The 21325-nt window shown below is 71.9% G+C and carries 22 protein-coding genes and 1 riboswitch; of the genes, 12 read left to right on the top strand and 10 right to left on the bottom strand.

The annotated features are described in order from the left end of the window. Positions 1-50 precede the first annotated feature (50 nt). Both ACH45E_RS12490 and ACH45E_RS12485 read left to right on the top strand, forming a co-directional pair. On the top strand, positions 51-1403 hold the full coding sequence (locus ACH45E_RS12490) for a class II 3-deoxy-7-phosphoheptulonate synthase (RefSeq protein WP_361437460.1): 1353 nt from the start codon (positions 51-53) through the stop codon (positions 1401-1403). Between the two features lie 151 nt (positions 1404-1554). Beyond that, positions 1555-1779, top strand: a complete 225-nt coding sequence (locus ACH45E_RS12485) for a (2Fe-2S)-binding protein (protein WP_361437458.1) — start codon at positions 1555-1557, stop codon at positions 1777-1779. A gap of 22 nt (positions 1780-1801) precedes the next feature. On the opposite strand, the gene bfr is transcribed toward ACH45E_RS12485, so the two are convergent. Continuing rightward, on the bottom strand, positions 1802-2281 hold the full coding sequence (gene bfr / locus ACH45E_RS12480; RefSeq protein ID WP_361437456.1) for a bacterioferritin: 480 nt from the start codon (positions 2279-2281) through the stop codon (positions 1802-1804). Between the two features lie 176 nt (positions 2282-2457). Between bfr and ACH45E_RS12475 the strand changes: the two genes are divergently transcribed. Continuing rightward, complete coding sequence (locus ACH45E_RS12475; protein ID WP_361437454.1) at positions 2458-3099, top strand: sulfite oxidase-like oxidoreductase; 642 nt, start codon at positions 2458-2460, stop codon at positions 3097-3099. Between the two features lie 15 nt (positions 3100-3114). On the opposite strand, the gene ACH45E_RS12470 is transcribed toward ACH45E_RS12475, so the two are convergent. The 5 genes from ACH45E_RS12470 to thiO form a co-directional block, all read right to left on the bottom strand. After that, on the bottom strand, positions 3115-3957 hold the full coding sequence (locus tag ACH45E_RS12470; RefSeq protein WP_361438206.1) for a deoxyribonuclease IV: 843 nt from the start codon (positions 3955-3957) through the stop codon (positions 3115-3117). 109 nt (positions 3958-4066) lie between these two features. After that, positions 4067-6034: a Stk1 family PASTA domain-containing Ser/Thr kinase gene (pknB, locus tag ACH45E_RS12465; protein WP_361437452.1), complete on the bottom strand. Its 1968-nt coding sequence runs from the start codon at positions 6032-6034 to the stop codon at positions 4067-4069. Between the two features lie 202 nt (positions 6035-6236). Further along, complete coding sequence (locus ACH45E_RS12460; RefSeq protein WP_361437450.1) at positions 6237-7031, bottom strand: thiazole synthase; 795 nt, start codon at positions 7029-7031, stop codon at positions 6237-6239. Positions 7032-7033: 2 nt separating this feature from the next. Continuing rightward, positions 7034-7246: a sulfur carrier protein ThiS gene (thiS, locus tag ACH45E_RS12455; RefSeq protein WP_361437448.1), complete on the bottom strand. Its 213-nt coding sequence runs from the start codon at positions 7244-7246 to the stop codon at positions 7034-7036. Then, on the bottom strand, positions 7243-8403 hold the full coding sequence (gene thiO / locus ACH45E_RS12450; protein WP_361437446.1) for a glycine oxidase ThiO: 1161 nt from the start codon (positions 8401-8403) through the stop codon (positions 7243-7245). The genes thiS and thiO overlap by 4 nt, the downstream gene beginning before the upstream one ends. Then, a riboswitch (TPP riboswitch) is annotated at positions 8401-8512 on the bottom strand. It overlaps the preceding gene by 3 nt. Before the next feature lie 44 nt (positions 8513-8556). Here thiO and ACH45E_RS12445 point away from each other — a divergent pair. The 6 genes from ACH45E_RS12445 (at position 8557) to ACH45E_RS12420 (ending at position 13394) form a co-directional block, all read left to right on the top strand. Further along, positions 8557-8907, top strand: coding sequence for a hypothetical protein (locus ACH45E_RS12445; RefSeq protein WP_361437444.1), 351 nt, complete (start codon positions 8557-8559; stop codon positions 8905-8907). Positions 8908-8939: 32 nt separating this feature from the next. After that, positions 8940-10169, top strand: a complete 1230-nt coding sequence (locus tag ACH45E_RS12440; RefSeq protein WP_361437442.1) for an FAD-dependent oxidoreductase — start codon at positions 8940-8942, stop codon at positions 10167-10169. A gap of 77 nt (positions 10170-10246) precedes the next feature. Further along, the gene (locus ACH45E_RS12435) at positions 10247-10612 is read left to right on the top strand and encodes an Rv2175c family DNA-binding protein (protein WP_361437440.1); all 366 of its coding nucleotides are present in this window, start codon (positions 10247-10249) and stop codon (positions 10610-10612) included. Between the two features lie 118 nt (positions 10613-10730). Continuing rightward, the gene (gene thiE, locus ACH45E_RS12430; protein WP_361437437.1) at positions 10731-11396 is read left to right on the top strand and encodes a thiamine phosphate synthase; all 666 of its coding nucleotides are present in this window, start codon (positions 10731-10733) and stop codon (positions 11394-11396) included. A gap of 115 nt (positions 11397-11511) precedes the next feature. Continuing rightward, complete coding sequence (gene metF / locus ACH45E_RS12425; protein ID WP_361437435.1) at positions 11512-12435, top strand: methylenetetrahydrofolate reductase [NAD(P)H]; 924 nt, start codon at positions 11512-11514, stop codon at positions 12433-12435. Between the two features lie 56 nt (positions 12436-12491). Further along, the gene (locus ACH45E_RS12420; RefSeq protein WP_361437433.1) at positions 12492-13394 is read left to right on the top strand and encodes a hypothetical protein; all 903 of its coding nucleotides are present in this window, start codon (positions 12492-12494) and stop codon (positions 13392-13394) included. Between the two features lie 19 nt (positions 13395-13413). Here the strand turns inward: ACH45E_RS12420 and ACH45E_RS12415 are convergent, their stop codons facing one another. The 4 genes from ACH45E_RS12415 to ACH45E_RS12400 all read right to left on the bottom strand — a co-directional run bounded on the left by ACH45E_RS12415 (position 13414) and on the right by ACH45E_RS12400 (position 18893). Continuing rightward, a complete protein-coding gene (locus tag ACH45E_RS12415; protein ID WP_361437431.1) occupies positions 13414-14949 on the bottom strand; it encodes an NAD(P)/FAD-dependent oxidoreductase in 1536 nt (511 codons plus the stop codon). A gap of 404 nt (positions 14950-15353) precedes the next feature. Further along, positions 15354-15983, bottom strand: coding sequence for a TetR/AcrR family transcriptional regulator (locus ACH45E_RS12410; protein ID WP_361437429.1), 630 nt, complete (start codon positions 15981-15983; stop codon positions 15354-15356). A 50-nt stretch (positions 15984-16033) separates the two neighbouring features. Next, positions 16034-18118, bottom strand: a complete 2085-nt coding sequence (locus ACH45E_RS12405; RefSeq protein ID WP_361437426.1) for a YhgE/Pip domain-containing protein — start codon at positions 18116-18118, stop codon at positions 16034-16036. After that, complete coding sequence (locus tag ACH45E_RS12400) at positions 18090-18893, bottom strand: ATP-binding cassette domain-containing protein (protein ID WP_361437424.1); 804 nt, start codon at positions 18891-18893, stop codon at positions 18090-18092. Before ACH45E_RS12400 ends, ACH45E_RS12405 begins: the two co-directional genes overlap by 29 nt. 179 nt (positions 18894-19072) lie before the next feature. On the opposite strand from ACH45E_RS12400, the gene ACH45E_RS12395 reads away from it, so the two are divergent. The 3 genes from ACH45E_RS12395 (at position 19073) to ACH45E_RS12385 (ending at position 21106) form a co-directional block, all read left to right on the top strand. Next, positions 19073-19621, top strand: a complete 549-nt coding sequence (locus tag ACH45E_RS12395; protein ID WP_361437422.1) for an SAV_6107 family HEPN domain-containing protein — start codon at positions 19073-19075, stop codon at positions 19619-19621. Positions 19622-19660: 39 nt separating this feature from the next. Continuing rightward, positions 19661-20431, top strand: coding sequence for a methyltransferase (locus tag ACH45E_RS12390; protein WP_361437420.1), 771 nt, complete (start codon positions 19661-19663; stop codon positions 20429-20431). Between the two features lie 285 nt (positions 20432-20716). After that, positions 20717-21106 (top strand): DUF3040 domain-containing protein, encoded by a 390-nt coding sequence (locus ACH45E_RS12385; RefSeq protein WP_361437418.1) that lies wholly within the window; start codon positions 20717-20719, stop codon positions 21104-21106. The last annotated feature ends 219 nt before the right edge of the window (positions 21107-21325 follow it).

Here is a 21325-nt window from a genome sequence, read left to right as displayed (position 1 = left end):
TTTTCGAGCTGGAGAAAAATCCTTCGACACGACCCCGTAGTGTTTACGAGGTGACCGTGAACGCTAAGACCAGCCCGAGTGCTGGCAACACCTGGCGAGACCTGCCCGCGGCGCAGCAGCCCGAGTACCCCGACACCGAGGCTCTGCGCGCAGTGATCGCGGACCTCGAGTCGTATCCGCCGCTCGTCTTCGCGGGCGAGTGCGACCAGCTGCGCGCCCGGATGGCGGCCGTCGCCAAGGGAGAGGCGTTCCTCCTCCAGGGCGGCGACTGCGCCGAGGCCTTCGACGCGGTGTCCGCCGACCACATCCGCAACAAGCTCAAGACGCTGCTCCAGATGGGCGCCGTCCTGACGTACGCCGCGTCCGTGCCCGTGGTGAAGGTCGGCCGTATCGCCGGCCAGTACTCCAAGCCGCGCTCCAAGCCGACCGAGACCCGCGACGGCGTGACGCTCCCGACCTACCGGGGCGACTCCGTCAACGGCTTCGACTTCGACGAGGCCTCCCGCGTCCCCGACCCGGAGCGGCTGAAGCGGATGTACCACGCGTCCGCCTCCACCCTGAACCTGGTGCGTGCCTTCACCACCGGCGGCTACGCCGACCTGCGCCAGGTGCACGCCTGGAACCAGGACTTCGTGAAGTCGTCCCCGTCCGGCCAGCGCTACGAGCAGCTGGCCCGCGAGATCGACAACGCGCTGAACTTCATGCGGGCCTGCGGCACCGACCCGGAGGAGTTCAAGACCGTCGAGTTCTTCTCCTCGCACGAGGCGCTGCTGCTGGACTACGAGTCGGCCCTCACCCGGGTCGACTCCCGCACCGGTCAGCTGTACGACGTCTCCGGGCACATGGTGTGGATCGGTGAGCGCACCCGCCAGCTGGACGGCGCGCACATCGAGTTCGCCTCGAAGATCCGCAACCCGATCGGCATCAAGCTCGGTCCGACGACGACGGCCGAGGAGGCGCTCCAGTACATCGAGCGCCTCGACCCGGACCGCGAGCCGGGCCGCCTCACCTTCATCGTCCGCATGGGCGCCGACAAGATCCGCGACCATCTGCCGCAGCTCGTCGAGAAGGTCACGGCGTCCGGCGCGACGGTGGCCTGGGTGACCGACCCGATGCACGGCAACACCTTCGAGGCGGCCTCCGGGCACAAGACCCGCCGCTTCGACGACGTGCTCGACGAGGTCAAGGGCTTCTTCGAGGTGCACAAGGGCCTCGGCACCCACCCGGGCGGCATCCACGTCGAGCTCACCGGTGACGATGTCACCGAGTGCGTGGGCGGCGGCGACGAGATCTTCGTCGACGATCTGCACCAGCGCTACGAGACGGCCTGCGACCCGCGTCTGAACCGCAGCCAGTCCCTGGACCTGGCGTTCCTCGTCGCGGAGATGTACCGCGACCAGTAGTCCTGGTGGTTCTCGATGGGGCGCGGATCACACACGATCCGCGCCCCTCTCCACTTTTGCGGGTACGGGCGGCCGGGTAAGGTTAGGTTTGCCTCACCGAAGAAAGCGGGATGGCAGTAAGACCAGTGATCCCGTCGGGAGGTGAATCCGCGTGTTCGTCTGCAGCTGCTTCGGCGTCACCGAGGCGCAGGTGAAGAAGCATGCGGAGGACGGCGCCTGCACCCCCCGGCAGATAGCCTCGGCCTGCAAGGCCGGCACGGACTGCGGCTCGTGCGTCCGCCGGATCCAGGCCATTCTCGGCCGCGGCGCCTGCCCGCGCCGGGAGCCGGCCGACGAGGGCCGGCCGGTACTGGCGGACCTCCCGGACGCCGCCTGACTCTCCGCCCTGGCTCTCCGCGCTAGCTCTCCGGCTGTTCGATCAGCTGGGCGATGTAGAGCGCCTCGCCGAGCTTCTCCAGCAGCTCCAGCTGGGTGTCGAGGTAGTCGATGTGGTGCTCCTCGTCGGCGAGGATGTCCTCGAAGATGTTCGCGGACGTGATGTCGCCCTTCTCGCGCATCACCTTGATGCCCCGCTTGAGCCGGTCGATCGCCTCCACCTCGATCTGCCTGTCCGCCTCGAACATCTCCTTGACCGTCTGCCCGACGCGCACATGGAACAGGCGCTGGTAGTTCGGCAGCCCCTCCAGGAACAGGATCCGGTCGGTGAGCACCTCGGCGTGCTTCATCTCGTCGAACGACTCGTGCCGGGTGTACTTCGCGAGCTTCGTCCAGCCGAAGTTCTCCTGCATCTTCGCGTGCAGGAAGTACTGGTTGATCGCCGTGAGCTCGCCGGTGAGCTGCTCGTTGAGGAACTCGATGACCTCGGGATCGCCCTGCATCGCAGCGGCTCCTTCCACATGGGGAACAAGGGAGGTTGCGGCGGCATGATTGCATCGGTGTTGATGATCGTCCAGTAAGTGCGCACTTAGTAAGTAAATGGATGCTTGGCGCTGCTTGCCCCGTTTTCGCGCCTCCCTGGTCATGTGCACTGCCCGGGGTCTGTCAGGATGGAGACATGGGTCAGCCGGAGGAGCGCGAGTCTGGAGAATCGGGAGAGGCCGTAGGGCCCGGGCTTCCGCCGGGGCAGCGACTCCAGCGCGGCTGGCCGGTCACGCACTACGGGCCCGTGCCCAAGTTCCGGCCCGAGCGCTGGGAGTTCCGGGTCTTCGGCGCCACCGCCGACGGTGCGAAGCACTGCTGGACCCACGAGGAGTTCACGGCGCTGCCGTACACCACCGTCGTGGCCGATCTGCACTGCGTCACCAAGTTCAGCATGCTCGGCGCCGAATGGGGTGGCATCCCGGCCCGGACGATCCTTCAGGCCGCCCCGCCCGCGCCGGACGTCACCCATGTGATGGTCTGGGCGGAGTACGGGTTCAGCTCCAACCTCCGCCTGCCGGACTTCGCCTCCGAGCGCACGCTCTTCGCCACCCACAAGGACGGCGAACTCCTCACCGCCGAGCACGGCTTCCCGCTCCGCCTCGTCGTCCCCCACCTGTACGCCTGGAAGGGCCCCAAGTGGGTCCGCGGCATCGAGTACATGACCACCGACCGCCGCGGCTTCTGGGAGGAGCGCGGCTACCACAACATCGGCGACCCCTGGAAAGAGCAGCGGTACTCCTACCAGGAGGGCCCGGGGGACGGGCCGGAACTCTGACCGGCGCTCCCGCCGTCAGCCGTCCCTGAGCTTCTTCAGGCGCTCCACGTCGGCCGCGTGGCCCTCCTTGCCGCCGGGCGTCTCGATGATCAGGGGGACGCCCGCGGTCGCCGGGTGGGTCATCAGGGCGCGGAAGGGGTCCTCGCCGATGTGGCCGGCGCCGATGTTCTCGTGGCGGTCCTTGTGGGCGCCCACCACGTCCTTGGAGTCGTTGGCGTGGATCAGCTTCAGCCGGCCCTCGCCGACCGTGTCCACCAGCAGGTCCAGCGTCTGGTGCATGCCGCTCGGCCCGGTCAGGTCGTGCCCGGCGGCGAAGATGTGGCAGGTGTCCAGGCACACGCCCAGCTTCGGGTGGGCGTCCAGGGCCTCGAAGTACGGCCCGAAGTCCCAGGTGCGGGAGCAGAGCGAGGCACCCTGTCCGGCCGTGGACTCCAGCAGCAGATACGGATCGTCGTCGTGGGTGAGGTCGTCCAGCAGCGGCAGCAGATGCGCCCGCACCTGCTTCAGCGCCACCGACCGGTCCCGGCCGCCGGTCGCGCTCCCCGTGTGCACCACCACGCCGAGCGCGCCGATCTCCCGCCCCCGCCGCAGCGAGTGCCGCAGGGACTCCACCGACCGCTCCACGGTCGCCTCGGTGTGCGAGCCGAAGTTGATCAGATACGGCGCGTGAACGTAGGCCGGGATCGCCCCCTCCTCGCAGGCCTCGCGGAACGCCTCGTCCTGCCGGGGGTTCCCGGCGGGCGTGGCCCAGCCGCGCGGGTTGGCCACGAAGACCTGCACGGTCTCGGCCTTCAGATCACGGGCGTACGACAGCCCGACCGAGTGCAGGCCGCCGGCCACGGGCACGTGACCGCCCACGGGATTGCGGGCGGGAACGGGGGCGGGGGCCGGGTCGGGGCCGGGGGCGGCGGAGCCGGAGTGCTGCGGTGTCACCCCTTCAGGGTGTCATGGCCCGGGCCGCCCCCCGTCACCGGATGGTGATCGTGATCGTCGACCCCTTGGGCGCCTTCTCGCCGCCGTCCACGGACTGCTTCTTCACGGTGTCGCCGAACAGCCCGAGCAGCCCGCGGTCCTCGTCGACCTGGAAGCCGGCGGCCTCCAGCTGCTGGTGCGCGTCGTCCACGCTGTCGCCCACCACGTCCGGCACCTCGACCATGACCGGGCCCTTGGACACGGTCAGCGTCACCGTGTCGCCCTCCGCGGCCCGGCCGTCGCCCGCCGGGGTCTGCCGGGCGACCTTGCCCTTGTCGTACTCGGAGTTGACCTGCTGCGCGGACACCTTCACCTTCAGCCCGGCGCCCTGGAGCTCCTGCTTCGCGCTGTCCAGGTCGTCGCCGGTGACGTCCGGCACGTCGATCGGGCTGCCCTTGCTGACGGTCAGCGCGATCGCCGAACCCGCGTGCCGCACGGTGCCGGCGTCGGGGGCCGTGCGGATCACGGAACCGTTCGGCACGTCCTCGCTGAACTCCCGGGTGACCATGCCCGGCGCCAGTCCCACCGCCTTCAGCCGCTCCCGTGCCTCGGCCAGCTTCCGGCCCGACAGGTCCGGCACCTTCACGGTCTTCGGGCCGTCGGAGATCGTCAGCGTCACCGAGTCGTTGCTGCGGATGCGGGCGCCGGTCGCCGGGTCGCTGCTGATCACCGTGCCCTTCGCCACGGTGTCGTTGTAGGCGTGCTTGACCTGCTTGACCTTGAGCCCGGCCTTCTCCAGCCGCGCCTCGGCCTGCGCCTCGGTCTTCGTCACCAGCGGGGGGACCCGCGTGAACTGGCCGGAGTTGATGTACCAGATCCCCGCACCGACCCCGAAGACCAGCAGCACGGCCGCGACGACCGTGACGAGCCCGCGCCTCGGCCGCCCCGGCCGGCGCCCGGGCGGTTCGGCCGGCGGGGCCTGGAGCAGGCTGGTCCGGTTCAGGACCGCCCCCGGCTCGTCCGCCTCGTTGACCGGCAGCGGGCGAGATGGGGGTCCCCCCGCGCGAGCGGAGCCGAGCGTGGGGGACGTCAACGCGCGCGGGATCACACTCGTCCGGTCCTCGGCGTTGTCGTGCGGGCCGGAGATCGCCTGCGGCGGCACCACGTCCAGCCGCTCCTCACCGACCTGCGCGCGGGCCTCCCGCACCTGGGAGAGAAGGGCCACGGCGTCCTGCGGCCTGAGCTCGGGGGAGCGGGCGGTGGCGGCGGCGACCAGCTCGTCCAGTTCGTACGCCAGTCCCGGCACGGCGGCCGAGGGCGGCGGCACGTCCTCGTGGATGTGCTTGTAGAGGATCTGGGCCGGGGTGTCCCCGGCGTGCGGCTTGCCGCCGGTCAGCATCTCGTAGAGCACGACACCGCACGCGTACACGTCGACACGCGGATCCGCCGTCCCGTGCTCGACCTGCTCGGGCGCCAGGTACGACACCGTCCCGAGCACGGCGCCGGTCGTGCTGGTCACCGTGTCCACGGACCGCACGAGCCCGAAGTCGGCCACCTTGACCCGCCCGTCGTCCCCTATCAGGACGTTCTCCGGCTTCATGTCCCGGTGCACGAACCCGGCCCGGTGCGCGGCACCCAGCGCGGCCAGCACCGGCTCCAGGATGTCCAGCGCGGCCCGCGGCTGCAGCGCGCCCCGCTCCCGCAGCACGTCCCGCAGGGTGCACCCGGCGATGTACTCCATGGCCAGATACACGTACGACCCGTCGGCCCCCTGGTCGAACACCTGTACGACATTGGGGTGGGCGAGCCGGGCCACCGACTTCGCCTCCCGGATGAACCGCTCCACGAACGATCCGTCGGCCGCGAGCGTCGGGTGCATCACCTTGAGCGCGAGGACCCGGTCGAGCCGGGTGTCCAGCGCCCGGTAGACCGTGGCCATCCCGCCGACCGCGATCCGCGCGTCCACGCGGTAACGGCCGTCGAGCACCTGCCCGACGAGAGGGTCCTGAAGGGTCATATCCACGCAGGTGAGTCTACGAGCCAGGACCGACACCCCCACGGTTTCGGCCAGAACAGCACCCCGACTGCAGCCGACCTGTGACGCTTCCCACGACCGGAAGGCCGCCAACGGCGCCTGACCCCCACAGGAAACGTCCACCTGTCAACCAACTGGAAACGGGTGGTGCGTGGGTGGGAGACAAGAACGGGACTACAGCAAGGCCGCACTAGAAAGCGGGCCGCTCAGGATCAAGCACAGCCAAGCCCTCCGCAGGAGAGGACGCCGAGGCGAAGTGCCGCCGGGGAATCCGCCCCGCCCGCCGCGCCAGCCGCCCCGCCTCCACCGCGCGCCGCATCGCCTCCGCCATCAGAACCGGCTCCTGCGCCCGCGTGACCGCCGAGGCCAGCATCACCCCCGCACACCCCAGCTCCATCGCCAGCGCCACGTCCGACGCCGTACCGGCCCCCGCGTCCAGGATCACCGGCACGCGCGCGTGCTCGACGATCAGCTGGAAGTTGTGCGGATTGCGGATGCCCAGCCCGGACCCGATCGGCGACCCCAGCGGCATGATCGCCGCACACCCGGCGTCCTCCAGCTTCCGCGCCAGCACGGGATCGTCATTGGTGTACGGCAGCACCGTGAACCCGTCGTCGACCAGCGTCTCCGCCGCCTCCAGTGTCTCGATCGGATCCGGCAGCAGCGTGCGCTCGTCCGCGATGACCTCAAGCTTCACCAGGTCGGTCCCCAGTGCCTCGCGTGCCAGCCGGGCGGTGAGCACGGCCTCCCCGGCGGTGAAGCATCCCGCGGTGTTCGGCAGCACCCGGATGCCGAGCCGTTCCAGCACGGACAGCACCGAGCCGTGCACGCCGGGGTCCACCCGACGCATCGCCACGGTCGTCAGCTCCGTGCCGGAGGCGACCAGCGCCCGGTCCAGCACGTCGAGGCTGGGCGCACCGCCCGTACCCATGATCAGGCGGGACGTGAAGGACGTACCGCCGAGGACGAAGGGGTCGTCGGCCATGGTCAGCCTCCCTGGACGGCGGTGAGGACTTCGACGCGGTCCCCCTCGGCCAGGGCCGTGGACGGCCACTGCGCGCGCGGGACGACGGTTTCGTTGAGCGCGGCGGCCACACCGCGCGGCGCCGCGGTGAGGGACTTCACGAGGGTGTCGAGAGCGGTGCCCGGGGCGACCTCCCGGCGCTCTCCGTTGACGGAAATGGTGAGCGGGTTGTTCATACGGGCAGCTCCGTGCGGGCCTCGCTGAAGCGCTTGAGGGTGAACGGCCGGGCTTCCTCGGGCAGTTCGCCGGTGGTCAGGGCGTGCGCCAGGGCGTCCCCGGTGACCGGCGTGAGCAGCACACCGTTGCGGTAGTGCCCGGTGGCCAGCAGCAGCCCGTCCAGACCGGTCGGGCCGAGCAGCGGCGCGTTGTCGGGGGAGCCGGGGCGCAGTCCGGCCCGGGTCTCGGTGAGCGGCAGCTCGGTGATGCCGGGCACCAGCTCGTGCGCGTCGCGCAGCAGCTGGTACACCCCGCCCGCGGTCACCGTCGTGTCCCAGCCCAGTTCCTCGCTGGTGGCCCCGACGACCAGCTCGCCGTTCTCCCGGGGCACCAGATAGACGTGACTGCCGCGCACCACGGCCCGTACGGTCCGGTTGAGGAACGGCGCGTACCGCTCCGGCACGGTCAGCCGCACTACCTGCCCCTTCACCGGCCGCACCGGCGGCAGCAGGTCCTCGGGCAGGCCCGCGAGCCGCCCGCTCAGGCTCCCGCCCGCCAGCACCACCTGGCCCGCGCGCAGCTCACCGCCGTCCGAGGCGGTGACGCCGGCCGCCCGGTCCCGTACGACGTCGAAGCGCTCGGCCCACACCCGGTGGAAGACCACACCGGCCCGCTCGCACGCGGCGAGCAGCGCGGCCGCCAGGCGGCGCGGGTCGATCTGGTGGTCGCCGTCCACCCGCAGACCCCCGCGCACGCCCGGCGCGAGCAGCGGCTCGAGGCGCCGGCACTCCCGCCCCGACAGCCACTCCGACTCCAGGCCGGAGCGGTGCTGAAGGGCGTGCAGTTCGCGCAGGTGGGCGCGGTCGTCGGCGTCCAGCGCGACGGCGAGCGTGCCGCATCTGCGGTAGCCGAGGTCCAGGCCGGTGAGCTCGGTCAGCTCGGCCGCGAAGTCCGGATAGCGGCGGGCCGACGCCAGGTTCAGGCCGAGCAGCGTCTGCTCGCCGTGGTGCAGTTCCGTGACGGCGGCCAGCATCCCGGCCGCCACCTGGGCGGCCCCGCCGCCCGGCGCCGGGTCCACCACGGCCGTGGCCAGGCCGCGCTGCGCGGCCCGCCAGGCGGTGACCAGGCCGATGATTCCGCCCCCGATGACGAGGACGTCGGACGTACGTGACGACATGGGCGTCCAGCCCCTCCCTTCGCCGGCATGACCCGGATCAGGTTCGTACGGTCGGAGGCCGCCAGCCTCCCTCTCAGCCCGGTGCGTCCGGGCTCCCGCGAGTGCTTGTACCGTACCCCCCGTAGCACGTGACGTGTAAGGAGGCCTCCGCCGATGGCCCGCTCGCTCGACGGTCTGATCCTCGCCCCCGTCGCGGACCAGGCGCCGGGGCAGGTGGGTACGCGCACCCGGTTCGCGTACCACGAGAAGGACGGCGAGATCTGGGCCGAGTACGCGGGCGGCGATGTCGTACGCGGGTGTCTGGTGGGCACCCGGGAGGGAGACCGGCTGGACTTCCGGTACGTGCAGCTGAAGCGGGACGGGACGACCTCCTCGGGGCACTGCGCGTCCACCGTCGTCGAGCTGCCCGACGGCCGGGTGCGGCTGAAGGAGACCTGGGAGTGGGAATCGCAGTCCGGAGCGGGTACGAGCGTTGTGGAACAGATCACTGAGCACGCCCCCTGACTGACGAAGAGTCAGTTGACTATGGTGATCGAGTGAGCGAGCAGACGCGGGAACAGGGCACGTCACAGGCGCGGCGCGTGGTCGTCGTCGGCGCGGGCATGGCCGGGGTGCAGACCGCCGTCGCCCTGCGCGAACAAGGCTTCCGGGACACCGTGACACTGATCGGCGCCGAACCCCACCAACCGTACGACCGGCCCCCGTTGTCCAAGGCCGTGCTGCTCGGCAAGGCCGAGGGCTCCGCCTTCGACGTCGACTTCGAGGCGCTCGGCATCGAACTCCTGCTCGGCCGCGAGGCGCTGGGCGTGCGCCCGGACGACCACGAGGTCGACACCGAGGCCGGGCCCGTGCCGTACGACGTCCTGGTCCTGGCCGCCGGCGCCGAACCGGTGCGGCTGCCCGGCACGGAGGGCGTCCCCGGCGTGCACCTGCTCCGCACCCTCGACGACGCCGAACGGCTGCGGCCGGTACTGGCCCGGCAGCACGACATCGTGGTCGTCGGCGCGGGCTGGATCGGCGCCGAGTTCGCCACGGCGGCCCGCGAGGCGGGCTGTGCGGTGACGGTCGTGGAGGCGGCGGACCGCCCCCTCGCCGGCGCGCTCCCGGCCGAGGTGGCCGCGCCGATGGTGCCCTGGTACGCCGACAGCGGCGCCGTGTTGCGCACCCACGCGCGCGTGGAGCGCGTCGAGCCGGGCGCGGTGGTGCTCGACGACGGCTCGCGGGTGGCCGCGGGCGCCGTCGTCGTCGGCATCGGCGCCCGCCCCGCCACGGCGTGGCTGGCCGGCTCCGGCATCGAACTCGGCGCGCACGGCGAGGTGGTGGCCGACGAGCACCTGCGGACCTGCGCCCCGGACGTGTACGCGGTCGGCGACTGCGCCTCCTTCCCCTCCCGGCGGTACGGGGAGCGGCTGCTCGTCCACCACTGGGACAACGCCCTCCAGGGCCCGCGCACGGTCGCCGCCAACATCATCGGCGAGACCCCCGCGGCCTACGACCCCGTGCCGTACTTCTGGTCCGAGCAGTTCGGCCGCTTCGTCCAGTACGCCGGTCACCACGGCGCGGCCGACCGCACCCTCTGGCGCGGCGACCCGGCCGGTCCCGCCTGGACGGTCTGCTGGCTGAAGGAGGACCGGCTGGTGGCCCTGCTCGCCGTGGGACGCCCGAGGGACCTGGCACAGGGGCGACGGCTGATCGAGGCGGGCACACCGATGCGGCCCGAGCTGCTGGCCGACCCGGCGAGGCCGCTGAAGAACGCCACGGCATAGGCCCGGGACCAGGGAAGTCGCCCCAGGTGGACCGGCCTGGCTTCCGAGTGTCAGTGGCAGATGGCAGGCTTGTTCCCGTGACCGAGATTGACGCGAAGACCGATGCTCTCGTCCCCGCCTGGCTGAACCTGCCCGACATCGCCGAAAAGCTCGGCGTCGAGGTGACACGTGTTCGGCACCTGGTCAAGGAGGGCCAGCTCATCGCCGTACGCCGTGGTGAGAACCGGGCTCTGCACGTCCCCGCCGCCTTCATCGACGGGGACAAGGTCGTCAAGGGCCTGTCCGGGACCTTGACGCTCCTCAGGGACGACGGCTTCACCGACGAAGAGATGCTGGAATGGCTCTTCACCCCGGACCCGAGCCTCCCCGGCACCCCCGCGCAGGCCCTGAGCGAGAATCGCGGCACGGAGGTGAAGCGCCGCGCCCAGGCGCTCGCCGTCTGACCCGAGCATCCGAACCGAACACCGTCCGGCGTACGGGCCGCGGCCCCGGGGGTCCCGGCCACGGTGGGTCACGGCCCGTACGCCGCCGACAGCGCACCGACAACGGGGGGACCCACGCATGTCTGACACTGCCGCCGGCACGGCCACCGCCCGCGAACGCCTTGCCGGCGCCCGGCTCTACCTGTGCACGGACGCCCGCAAGCGGCAGGGCGACCTCGCCGAGTTCCTGGACGCGGTACTGGCCGGCGGTGTGGACATCGTGCAGCTGCGGGACAAGGGCATGGAGGCGGCCGAGGAGCTGGAGCACCTCGCGGTCCTCGCCGAGGCCTGCGCCCGGCACGGCAAGCTGCTCGCGGTCAACGACCGCGCGGACGTCGCCCACGCCGCCGCCGCGGACGTGCTCCACCTCGGCCAGGGTGACCTCCCGGTCCCCGCGGCCCGCGCGGTCCTCGGCGCGGACGTCGTCATAGGCCGTTCCACGCACGCCGAGTCCGAGGCCGAGGCCGCCGCCGTCCAGGAGGGCGTCGACTACTTCTGCACCGGCCCGTGCTGGCCCACCCCCACCAAGCCCGGCCGGCACGCACCCGGCCTCGACCTGGTCCGGCACACCGCCGCGCTGGGCACCGACCGCCCCTGGTTCGCCATCGGCGGCATCGACCTGGGCAACCTCGACGAAGTGCTGGACGCGGGAGCCCGCAGGGTCGTCGTCGTCCGGGCGATCACACAGGCCCCGGACCCCGGAGCGGCAGCGGCGGAGTTCGCCAAACGGCTCCGGCAGGCGTGACGCCGTACCCGATCCGGTGTCCACGTCTGTCCAAGGGGTGGACAACAGGCCGACAATTCGGGCAAATTTCCGGCTCTCGGTTGGGGGACCGGCCGCCCCTGGCTAACCTGCCGGTATGGCCCTCGGAACCGCATCAACCAGGACCGATCGCGCGCGTACGGTGCGTGACATCCTCGGCACCGGCAAAACGACGTACTCCTTCGAGTTCTACGCGCCCAAGACCCCCCAGGGTGAGCGGAACCTCTGGAACGCGCTGCGCCGGGTCGAGGCGGTGGCGCCCGACTTCGTCTCCGTGACGTACGGCGCCGGCGGTTCCACGCGCGCCACCACGGTCAAGGAGACCCAGCAGATCGTCGTCGACACCACGCTGACGCCGGTCGCCCACCTCACCGCGGTCAACCACTCCATCGCCGAACTGCGCAACATCATCGGCCAGTACGCGGACGCCGGGATCCGCAACATGCTGGCCGTGCGCGGCGACCCGCCCGGCGACCCGATGGGCGACTGGGTGCCGCACCCCCAGGGTCTGACCTACGCGGCCGAACTGGTCCGGCTCATCAAGGAGTCCGGCGACTTCTGCGTGGGCGTCGCCGCGTTCCCGGAGATGCACCCGCGCTCCAGCGAATGGGACACCGACGTCGAGCACTTCGTGGACAAGTGCCGGGCCGGCGCCGACTACGCCATCACGCAGATGTTCTTCCAGCCGGAGTCCTATCTGCGCCTGCGCGACCGGGTGGCCGCCGCGGGCTGCGAGACCCCGGTCATCCCCGAGGTGCTGCCGGTGACCAGCGTGAAGATGCTGCAACGGTTGCCGAAGCTCAGCAACGCCGCGTTCCCGTCCGCCCTGAAAGAGCGGATCCTCACAGCGAAAGACGATCCGGCGGCGGTACGCTCCATTGGTATCGAATTCGCCACGGAGTTCTGCGCACGGTTGCTGTCCGAGGGAGTGCCCGGACTGCACTTCATCACGCTCAACAACTCCACGGCGACGCTGGAAATCTACGAGAACCTGGGCCTGCACCATCCCCCGCAGGCCTAGACCGGCCGCACCGCGATACGACACACTGCGTAGCGGTCACTGGGAGAGGGGCGTACATGGGCTGGACGGTCCTCTACATCGCGTTCGGCATCGTCGCGCTGTGGTTGCTGGGTGAGGTGCTGCTGCAGTACAAGGCGCGGCTGCGCTGGCGGCTCCTCGCCTTCGTCGGCTTCGTCGGTGTCGTGTTCGGTGTGCTGATCCCGTCCGTGCCGGTCATCGGCCTGGGCGCGGCCGCCTTCGCGGTCGGGCAGACCTACGTCACGCTGTCGTTCCGCCGCGGCTTCGCCGCCGGCTGGGCGGTCAGCCGCCCGGACCCCGGCGCCACCGGCAAGAGCAAGCGCCGCCGCGGCGAATCCGAACACCAGGACCCGGTTCTCGACGCCTCCGCCGTCCAGGGGGCCCAGGCGGCCGGCTACGGCGACGCCGACGACGACTACGACCGCGACGACGTCTTCGCCCCCGCCGCCCGCTCCGCCGCACCCACCGCCGCGGAGACCACCGCGGTCTACGAGCCGCAGCCCATGCCCGACGAAACCGGTACGTACGGCATATACGGCGACTCCTTCTCAGGCTCCGCCCAGCCGTCCGCCACCCAGCACACCCAGCACACCCAGCACCAGGGCACCGACCAGTCGTACGCGTACGACTACTCCGGCTACGGCGAGCAGCAGTACGGCTACGACACCGGCGGCCAGCAGCAGTACAGCGGCTACTCCGACCCGTACGGCACCACCGGCTACGACCAGACGTACGGCGGCCAGCAGTACGACCAGCAGGGTTACGGCCAGGGCCAGTACGGCACCGGCGGCTACGGCGAGACCCCCGCGGACGGCGTCTGGGTCCCGCAGCAGCGCACCGACGGGTCCTACGGCGGTGAACTCCCCACCGAGCAGCCGTACCCGTACCAGACGAACGGTCAGCAGCAGGGGAACGGGTTCGACGAGCAGTACCGTTTCTGAGGCCCGCCGCTCCGGGGGCTCACTGCGAGCCGCGGAAGTCCGGCCCCTCCACGATCAGCCCCGCCACCAGCGCGCCGGACATCCCGGCGTGGGGGAGTCCACCGCCGGGGTGTGACCAGCCGCCCACCCGGTACAGGCCCGGCAGACGTGTGGTGTTCGCCGGGTGCAGGAAACGGCCGTCCGCGGCGGCGAGCGCGGGCGCGGGGACGGCTACGGAGCCCGTCTCGGCCCCGGTATGACCGGGCGTCCGCACCTCGTGCCAGATCAGCCGCTCGCGCAGGCCGGGAACAGCGGCCCCGGCGGCGTCCAGGACGAGGCCGGTGAAGCGCTGGACCAGGCTCTCCTCTTCCCAGCCCGCGTCCGTCGGCACCACCGCCTGGACGACCACCGACTCGTACGCGCCCTCCGGACGCAGGGCGGGGTCGTCGGGCCGCAGCACGGTCACCGTGGGCTGCACCGGCAGGTCGCCGCCGGGGGAGGCCAGGAAGTCCTGCTCGATCTCGGCGTCCGGCGCGTGCACGACCGTGCGGTGCGCGGTACCGGGCTCACGCTCGCCGCGCAGCGCCAGCAGCAGGGTGAATCGGCCCGGACGGGATGTCACGGTCTCCGCGCGCACATCCCCGTCCGCGTCCAGCGGATGCCTTGTCAGGCCCCGCAGCCGCACCGGGTCCACGTCCGCCACCACATGGTCGGCCTCCGCCACCGTGCCTCCCCCAGAGCCGAAAGCCTGGGAGGTGCCCCCAGACAGCTCCACCCCCGCCGCCCGGCCGTCCTTCTCCACGATGCCGGTGACCTCCGCGCCGAAGGTGAACTCCACCCGGCGGGCCACGCACCGCTCGTACACCGCGCGCGCCAACTCCCTTATGCCGCCGCGCACATACCAGCTACCGAAGGCGTGCTCCATGTACGGCAGTACGGCCGCGCTCGCCGGAGCGGTGCGGGGTTCGAGGCCGTACGCGAGCGCGTGGCTCTCCAGGAGCGCCGCGAGACGCGGGTCGCGCAGCTCCCACTCCCCGACCTCGGTGAGCGTGGACGCCCGCCGGGTGCGCAGCAGCCGCTTGTGCGGGACCGAGGGATAGGGGTCCCGCTCCGCCAGCACACGCCAGTTCGGCCACAGGGGCTCTTCCAGCAGCGGACGCCGGGTGCGGTCCCAGGCCTCGCGCGCCCGCACCAGGAAGTCCCCCCAGCGCCCGCCCGCGCCCGCGCCGAGCGCTTCGTCCAGGGCGGCGACGACACCCGCGCGGGAGGCGTTCGGCAACGACACCTCGGTGCCGTCCGCGAAGACGTGCCGGGACGACGGGTCGACCTGCACCAGCTCGACGCAGGCCTCCAGCGGCTCCTTGCCGGTCTTGACGAACAGGTCGCGGTAGACGGCGGGCAGGGGGAGCAGCCCGGGTCCGGTGTCGAAGCGGAACCCGTCCCGCTCGAACCGGCGCACCGCACCGCCGTACGTCTCCGTACGCTCGTACACCGCCACCCGGTGGCCCGCGACGGCCAGCCGGGCGGCGGCCGCCATCGCGCCCATCCCGGCGCCGATCACCGCAATCCGTGCCATGCCCGCGACTTTAGCGACCCCCACCGACAATCCCCGCCACGGGCTGGGGATGAGCGCGCAGGGCTGAGTATCCGTACCTAGTGCATGAGATGAGTACGCGCACGGATGGGCTGCCACCTGCGCGAACGAGAGAGTGGAGACACGGAGAAGGGGCGCGGCTCCGGCACCGGCGACACGGGGCGCCGGAACGGAGCGGCCCTCGATCCGCTCCTTCCGCCGATTCCGTCGGCGGAAGCGAGGCACGGGGGGACCCGGGGGACGACCGAACGGGGGGTCCGACGGGGGAACGTACGGGGGAGCACGAGGGAAGCGCCGGTTCGAGGTGGCCCGCGGGGGACGCGGCCACAACGGACCGGCGCTTAGCCGTGCACGCGCGCGTGCGGCTACCGCCGGGGCGCGCCGGCTCAGCCCTTACCGCTGACCCGCCCCTGGAGCAGCCGGGACAGCGCCGCGTGGACGTCGTCCAGGGACCGCTCCGGCTGGAACGACTTCCAGTCCAGCGCGGCCACCAGCACCATGCCGACCAGCGCGGCCGCGGTCAGCTGCACATCGATCTCCTCGCTGAACTCGCCGTTCGCCACGCCCTCGCGCAGCACGCCCTCCACGACGGCGACGGCCTCCTGCCGGACCACCATCAGCGTGGACTGCCAGGCGCGGTTCGTGCGCCACAGCTCGGCCACGTACAGCTGGGTGAAGGCCGGATAGCGGTCGATGAAGACCAGCCCGGCCCGGACCATCGCGTCCAGGGCGTCGACCCTGCTGCCGCCCTCGCGTGCCGTCCGCTCGGCCGCCTCGCGCAGGGACGCGGTGAGGAGGCCGACGCCGTGCCGCAGCAGTTCCTCGAAGAGAACCGATTTGCTCGCGAAGTTGTAGTAGACCGTGCCCTTCGCGACCCCGGCACGCTCGGCGATCTCGTCCACCGTGGTGGCGGAGAAGCCCTGTTCGGCGATGAGCGTGACGGCAGCCTCGTAGAGCTTCTGCCGGGTGGCCTCGCGGCGCGTGCTGCCACCCGACGTGGCGCTGCTGCTTTCCATGGCGTCGATTCTCACAGGAACGGCGTCCGAAGGGGACACGAAAGGCGAGGTCACAGGCTCAGCTCAGGATGCAGCCGGTCCAGCGTCCACACCTGGTGGCGGCGGGCCGACAGGGCGGTGAGCGCGAGGGCGCCCGCGGTGAACGCCGTCAGCACGCCGCAGGCCAGCCACACCGGGCCGAGGCCGCCGCCCGTGATGAGCCTGCGCAGGGCCTGCACGACGTAGCTCATCGGCAGGAACGGGTGGATCGCGTTGAAGAAGCGGGGACTGGTCTGCACCGGGTAGGTACCGCCCGCGGAGGTCAGCTGGAGCATGAGCAGGGCGAGCACCAGGATCCGGCCCGCCGCGCCGAAGCGCGCGTTCAGCCACTGCACGATCGCCGCGAAGCAGGCCGCCACCAGGAACAGGAAGCCCACCGTCCCGGCCGCCCGGGTCATCTCCAGGCCGATCGCCCAGTGCAGGACGGACATCAGGGCGGCCGTCTGGAGCACCCCGACCGCGGCCACCGGCAGCCAGCCCGCCAGCGCGGTCCGCCACGCGGACGAGCCGGCCCCGAGGGCGCGCCGGTTGAGCGGCGGGATCAGCATGTACGCCACCATCGCGCCCACCCACAGGGACAGCGGGATGAAGTACGGGGCGAATCCGGTGCCGTAGTTCGGCGCGTGGTGCAGGTCCCTGGAGGCGAGCTGGACCGGGTCGGCCATGACCCCGGTGCGCTGGTCGCGGTCCCGTTCGTCGTAGTCGGGGATCTTCTTCGCCCCGTCGTGCAGGCCGCCGGCGAGCTTCCCGGAGCCGTCGACGAGCTTGTACATGCCGCCGCTGAGGGTCTCGGCGCCCGACTCGGCCGTGCCGATGCCCTTGTCGAGGTCGGTCGCGCCGGTCTTCGCGGTGCCGAGCCCGGTGTGCAGCTTCTCGGCGCCCGCGGCGACCTTGCCCGCGCCCTCGTTCAGCTTGTTGACGCGGGACACGGCGTCGTCGAGGTCCTCGGAGAGGTGCGGCGCGCGGTCGGCGAGCGCCTGGGCCTGCTTCTGGAGCGTGCCGAGGTTCGTGCGCAGCGTCTTCAGGTCGCCGTCCTGGTCGGCGATCAGCGTGTTGAGGTCGTCGGCGACGGTGGCCACGTCGGAGGCCGCCGTCTTCGCCTTCTTGAGGCCGGGGCAGACGTCGTCGGGCAGCAGCGCCGTCTCGCAGTGCGTCCGGTAGACCTCGTCGAGCGTGGTGGAGGCCGCGTGGGCGGCCCTGGCGGCGGCCGGTGCCGCCTTCACCAGGTCGCCGAGGTTGTCGCGGACCGTCTTCGCCGAGTCGGCGACGAGCTGGGCGGTGTCCCCGATGGTCTTCTCGTTGGCCTTCACGAAGGGGCCGGCCTTGTCGTAGACCCCGTTGACCTTGTCGGCGAGGGTCTGGGTGCCGTCGGCGACCTGCCGCGAGCCGTCCTGGAGGTCGCCCGCGCCCTTGTCGAGCTTCGTCAGGCCCTTGACCAGCTTGCCGCTGCCGCCCTTGGCGTCCTTCAGCCCGTCGGCGAGGTCCTTGGAGCCCTTCTCCGCCTTCCCGATGCCCCCTTCGAGCTTGTCGGCGCCCTTGGCGGCCTTCTCGGTCCTGCCGTGGATGTCGGAGAAGGAGATGAAGATCCGGTCCAGGAACTGCCGGGAGGCCTTGGTGGACGCGGCCGTCCGCACCTCGCTGAACACCGACCGGGATATCTGCCCGACGATGTAGTTGTTCGCGTCGTTCGTCCGTACCTGGAGCGCGCTCGTCTCGGGGGAGTCCCCCGAGCTGGAGGCGATGCGCCGGCTGAAGTCGGCCGGCATGGTCAGCGACAGGTAGTAGGTGCCGTCCTCGACGCCCCTGCGGGCCTCGGCGGCACTCACCTCGTGCCATGCGAAGGTCCGGCTGTCGCGCAGCCCGTCGACGATGTCGTCGCCCGCCGCGAGCTTCTTCCCGCCGGCGGTCGCCCCCTTGTCGTCGTTCACCAGGGCCACGGGGATGCGGTCGAGGCGGCCGTACGGGTCCCAGAAGGACCACAGGTACAGGGCGCCGTACAGCAGGGGCAGCACGAGGAGCGCGACCAGGGCGGCGCGGGGGAGCTTGCCCCGGCCGAAGCGCCTGAGCTCAAGCGCGGCCAGTTTCGGCGAGCGCATCGGCCGCCTCCTTCGCGTCTTCGTCGGGGATGCCGCCGGTCTCGGCGGGCCGGGTGGAGACGGTCACGGCGCCCTCGGGGGCCTCGGCGTACACCGCCACGACCGTCGTCCCGGCCGCCGCGACCGAGGCCAGCAGCGCGTGCGCCTCGGCCCGCTCGGCGTCGGAGAGCTTGAGGTCGGTGTCGTCCACGGCGAGCAGCCGGGGGCCGCCGACGAGGGCCAGGGCGATGGACAGGCGCAGCGCTTCCAGTCGTTCCAGATCCCGTACGGCCGTCCGGGCACCCTTGGGCAGGGCGTCCAGGTCGAGCCCGGCGGCGGCCAGCGCGCTCTCGGTCCGCCGCCGGGCCGCGCCGGCCCGTTCCGCCCGGGGCCGCAGCAGTCCGCGCAGGGGGCCCTCGAAGCGCCTTTGCAGCAGCGCCCGTTCGCGCAGGTGCTCGCCGACGGTGAGGGCCGGGTCGAGGTCGGTGACCCCGGCGACGTTGGCCAGGGCGCTGACCCGGCGCAGGGCGGACATCTGCCGGGGGAGTTCGATCCCGCCGACGGTGGCCACTCCCTCCGTGGGCTTCATGCGTCCCGTGAGCGCGAGCAGCAGACACGTACGGCCGGAGCCGGAGGGCCCCTCGACCGCGATCAGCGACCCGGGCTCCGCGTCCAGGCGGACGCCTCGGAAGACCCAGCCCCGGGGCCCGCGCAGCCCGAAGTCGTGGGTGGTGACGCCGAGGCCGTGGGCGCTGTCCGGTGGCGAGTCCGGTGTCGAGTCCTGTGACGGGTCCATGGCTCCCGCCTTCCCCGTGAACTTGTTTTTGAACTGACTGGTCAGTGCAAAAACTAACCCGAACCTTCGATCGAGGCAAAAGGCCAGGTCAGAACGGATTGTCAGTGCCATACCTCACGATGGGCACATACGGCACCCCGTAGCAGGTGTGCCGTCACCCAGACGACAGGAGGTTCGTCATGGCCAACCCGTCCGCAGCCGCCGCCCGCCGGCGCCGCGCCACCGGCCCTGCCCCCTCACTGACCGGACCCGCGAGCGACGTGCACCCCGTGCTGCGCCGGTCCACGGCCCCGCCCGCCGCCCTCGACCTGCTCGCCCAGGCCCGCACCGGACTCGAAGAGGCCGCCGTCCTCGAAACCCCCAACGAGCGCTATGCGACGGCCCACCTCGCCGCCCTGCGCACAGCCGCCGCCGTCCTCGCCGCACGCGGCCGTCCCGAGCCCTCACCCAGGCGCCGCGCCCGCATCCGCAGCGCCTGGGAGGTGCTCCCCGAGATAGCACCCGAACTCACCGAGTGGAGCGCCCTGTTCGCCTCCGGCGCCGCCCGCCGCGCCAAGGCCGAGGCGGGCATCCAGGGCGCGGCCAACAACCGCGACGCCGACGACCTGATACGGGACGTGGCGATGTTCGTCCGCATCGTCGAGCGGATGCTGGTGCTCCAGCCGGTCCTGCCCCAGCCACGCGTGACCGCGAGCGGGACCGGAGGCAATAGGGTGGAAGGCGCCTGAAGCCTCGCCGAGCCTTGCGTCCCCAAGGAGTCAACTGCCGTGTCGGACCCGATGCGACCCCGCGCCTCTCTCCGTACCGCCGTGGTCTGGGAGGTCCTCCAGGACGCCCTCGACCGCAGGCTCAAGGCCACGGGCCGGGACTCGCTGGACGTCCTCGACACCGGCGGCGGCAGCGGCAAGTTCGCGGTGCCCGTCGCCCGTCTCGGCCATCGCGTCACCGTCGTCGACCCCAGTCCGAACGCGCTGTTCGCGCTGGAGCGCCGGGCCGCCGAGGCCGGCGTCGCCGACCGGGTGCGGGGCGTGCAGGGAGACGCGCACGGCCTGTTCGACGTGGTGGAGCGCGGCGGGTACGACGTGGTGCTGTGCCACGGCGTCCTGGAGTACGTGGACGACCCGGCGGAGGGCGTCCGCAACGCGGTGGCCGCCCTGCGTGCCGAGGGCGTCCTCAGCCTGCTCGCCGCCGGCCTCGGCGGCGCGGTGCTCGCCCGCGCCCTCGCGGGCCACTTCAAGGAGGCCAAACAGGCGCTGGAGAGCCCGGACGGCCGCTGGGGCTCCGGCGACCCGGTGCCGCGCCGCTTCACCGCCGAGCAGCTCACCGCGCTGGTGGAGGGCGCGGGCCTCAGGGTCGGCGCCGTGCACGGCGTCAGGGTCTTCGCCGACCTGGTCCCGGGCGTCCTCGTGGACACCGAGCCCGGCGCCCTCGACGCCCTGCTGAAGCTGGAGGCGGCGGCCGCCGAACTCCCCGCCTTCCACTCCGTGGCCACCCAGCTGCACGTGCTCGGCGAGACAGCGGTGTCGCCGGGGGCGTGAACGGCCTGGTGTGCAACCAGGGGCACGCCGCTGATCAGGGCGTCGGCGGCGCATGGAGTACGCCACAGGCCCCCCGATCGAGGGGTTTGCGCCGTATGATCGAGGGAGACCGTTCGGCATGACGGGTCGGCCGCCGGGGAATGGAAGCCTCAGCGAGCCGGGTCCGTCAGGGCGGATTCCGGTTGGCCAATTGGCGCAGAGGGGCGGGTTTCACGGGGGCGATTCCCTGCCTATCCTGAAGGGACCCCCGGGTCGCCCCGGCGACTGCACGATGAGGAGGACTCCGTGCCGCTCTCGGAGCACGAGCAGCGCATGCTCGAGCAGATGGAGCGAGCGCTGTACGCCGAAGATCCCAAGTTCGCGTCGGCGCTCGAGGCAAGCGGGCTGCGTACGTACACCCGGCGGCGGGTCTACCAGGCGGTCGCAGGCTTCCTCGTGGGTATCGCGCTCCTCATGGCCGGAATGATCACGCAGCAGATCTGGGTCAGCGTGGTGGGCTTCCTCGTGATGCTCGGCTGCGCGGTGCTCGCCGTCACCGGCTGGCGCAAGGCCCCCAAGCCGGGCGAACAGCCCACCGGGGCCCCGCACGCCCGCCGGCAGGGACGGCAGAAGCGCTCCATGATGGACAGGATCGAACAGCGCTGGCAGCGCCGCCGCGACGAGCAGGGCCACTAGCCTCCGGCGGTTCAGCGACATACGTGTGAGGGGCGGCCACCTTCTGGTGGCCGCCCCTCACACATGCCGTGATGCCCCTGACGCGGCCAGCGCCCGCAGTGTCGCCGCGACGAGCAGGGTGCCGGCCTTCGGTGGTTGGCCGAGGTGCGTGTGCGGGGTGGCCGTCTTCTGGTTGGTCGTCCCTCGTGTGTGTCGTGATGCCCGTGGTTGGGTCGGTGC

The organism is Streptomyces sp. NPDC020299 (assembly GCF_044387825.1).
GTDB lineage: Bacteria > Actinomycetota > Actinomycetes > Streptomycetales > Streptomycetaceae > Streptomyces.
Note: the sequence above shows the minus strand (reverse complement) of the source record. Positions and strands in the feature narration are given on the sequence as shown.

Excerpts from the sequence above, each read along its gene's own strand:
- bfr (WP_361437456.1), bottom strand. The coding sequence starts at position 2,281 with ATGCAGGGCGATCCCGAGGTCATCGAGTTCCTCAACGAGCAGCTCACC.
- ACH45E_RS12475 (WP_361437454.1), top strand. The coding sequence starts at position 2,458 with ATGGGTCAGCCGGAGGAGCGCGAGTCTGGAGAATCGGGAGAGGCCGTA.
- ACH45E_RS12460 (WP_361437450.1), bottom strand. The coding sequence starts at position 7,031 with ATGGCCGACGACCCCTTCGTCCTCGGCGGTACGTCCTTCACGTCCCGC.
- thiS (WP_361437448.1), bottom strand. The coding sequence starts at position 7,246 with ATGAACAACCCGCTCACCATTTCCGTCAACGGAGAGCGCCGGGAGGTC.
- thiO (WP_361437446.1), bottom strand. The coding sequence starts at position 8,403 with ATGTCGTCACGTACGTCCGACGTCCTCGTCATCGGGGGCGGAATCATC.
- ACH45E_RS12445 (WP_361437444.1), top strand. The coding sequence starts at position 8,557 with ATGGCCCGCTCGCTCGACGGTCTGATCCTCGCCCCCGTCGCGGACCAG.
- thiE (WP_361437437.1), top strand. The coding sequence starts at position 10,731 with ATGTCTGACACTGCCGCCGGCACGGCCACCGCCCGCGAACGCCTTGCC.
- metF (WP_361437435.1), top strand. The coding sequence starts at position 11,512 with ATGGCCCTCGGAACCGCATCAACCAGGACCGATCGCGCGCGTACGGTG.
- ACH45E_RS12420 (WP_361437433.1), top strand. The coding sequence starts at position 12,492 with ATGGGCTGGACGGTCCTCTACATCGCGTTCGGCATCGTCGCGCTGTGG.
- ACH45E_RS12415 (WP_361437431.1), bottom strand. The coding sequence starts at position 14,949 with ATGGCACGGATTGCGGTGATCGGCGCCGGGATGGGCGCGATGGCGGCC.
- ACH45E_RS12410 (WP_361437429.1), bottom strand. The coding sequence starts at position 15,983 with ATGGAAAGCAGCAGCGCCACGTCGGGTGGCAGCACGCGCCGCGAGGCC.
- ACH45E_RS12405 (WP_361437426.1), bottom strand. The coding sequence starts at position 18,118 with ATGCGCTCGCCGAAACTGGCCGCGCTTGAGCTCAGGCGCTTCGGCCGG.
- ACH45E_RS12400 (WP_361437424.1), bottom strand. The coding sequence starts at position 18,893 with ATGGACCCGTCACAGGACTCGACACCGGACTCGCCACCGGACAGCGCC.
- ACH45E_RS12395 (WP_361437422.1), top strand. The coding sequence starts at position 19,073 with ATGGCCAACCCGTCCGCAGCCGCCGCCCGCCGGCGCCGCGCCACCGGC.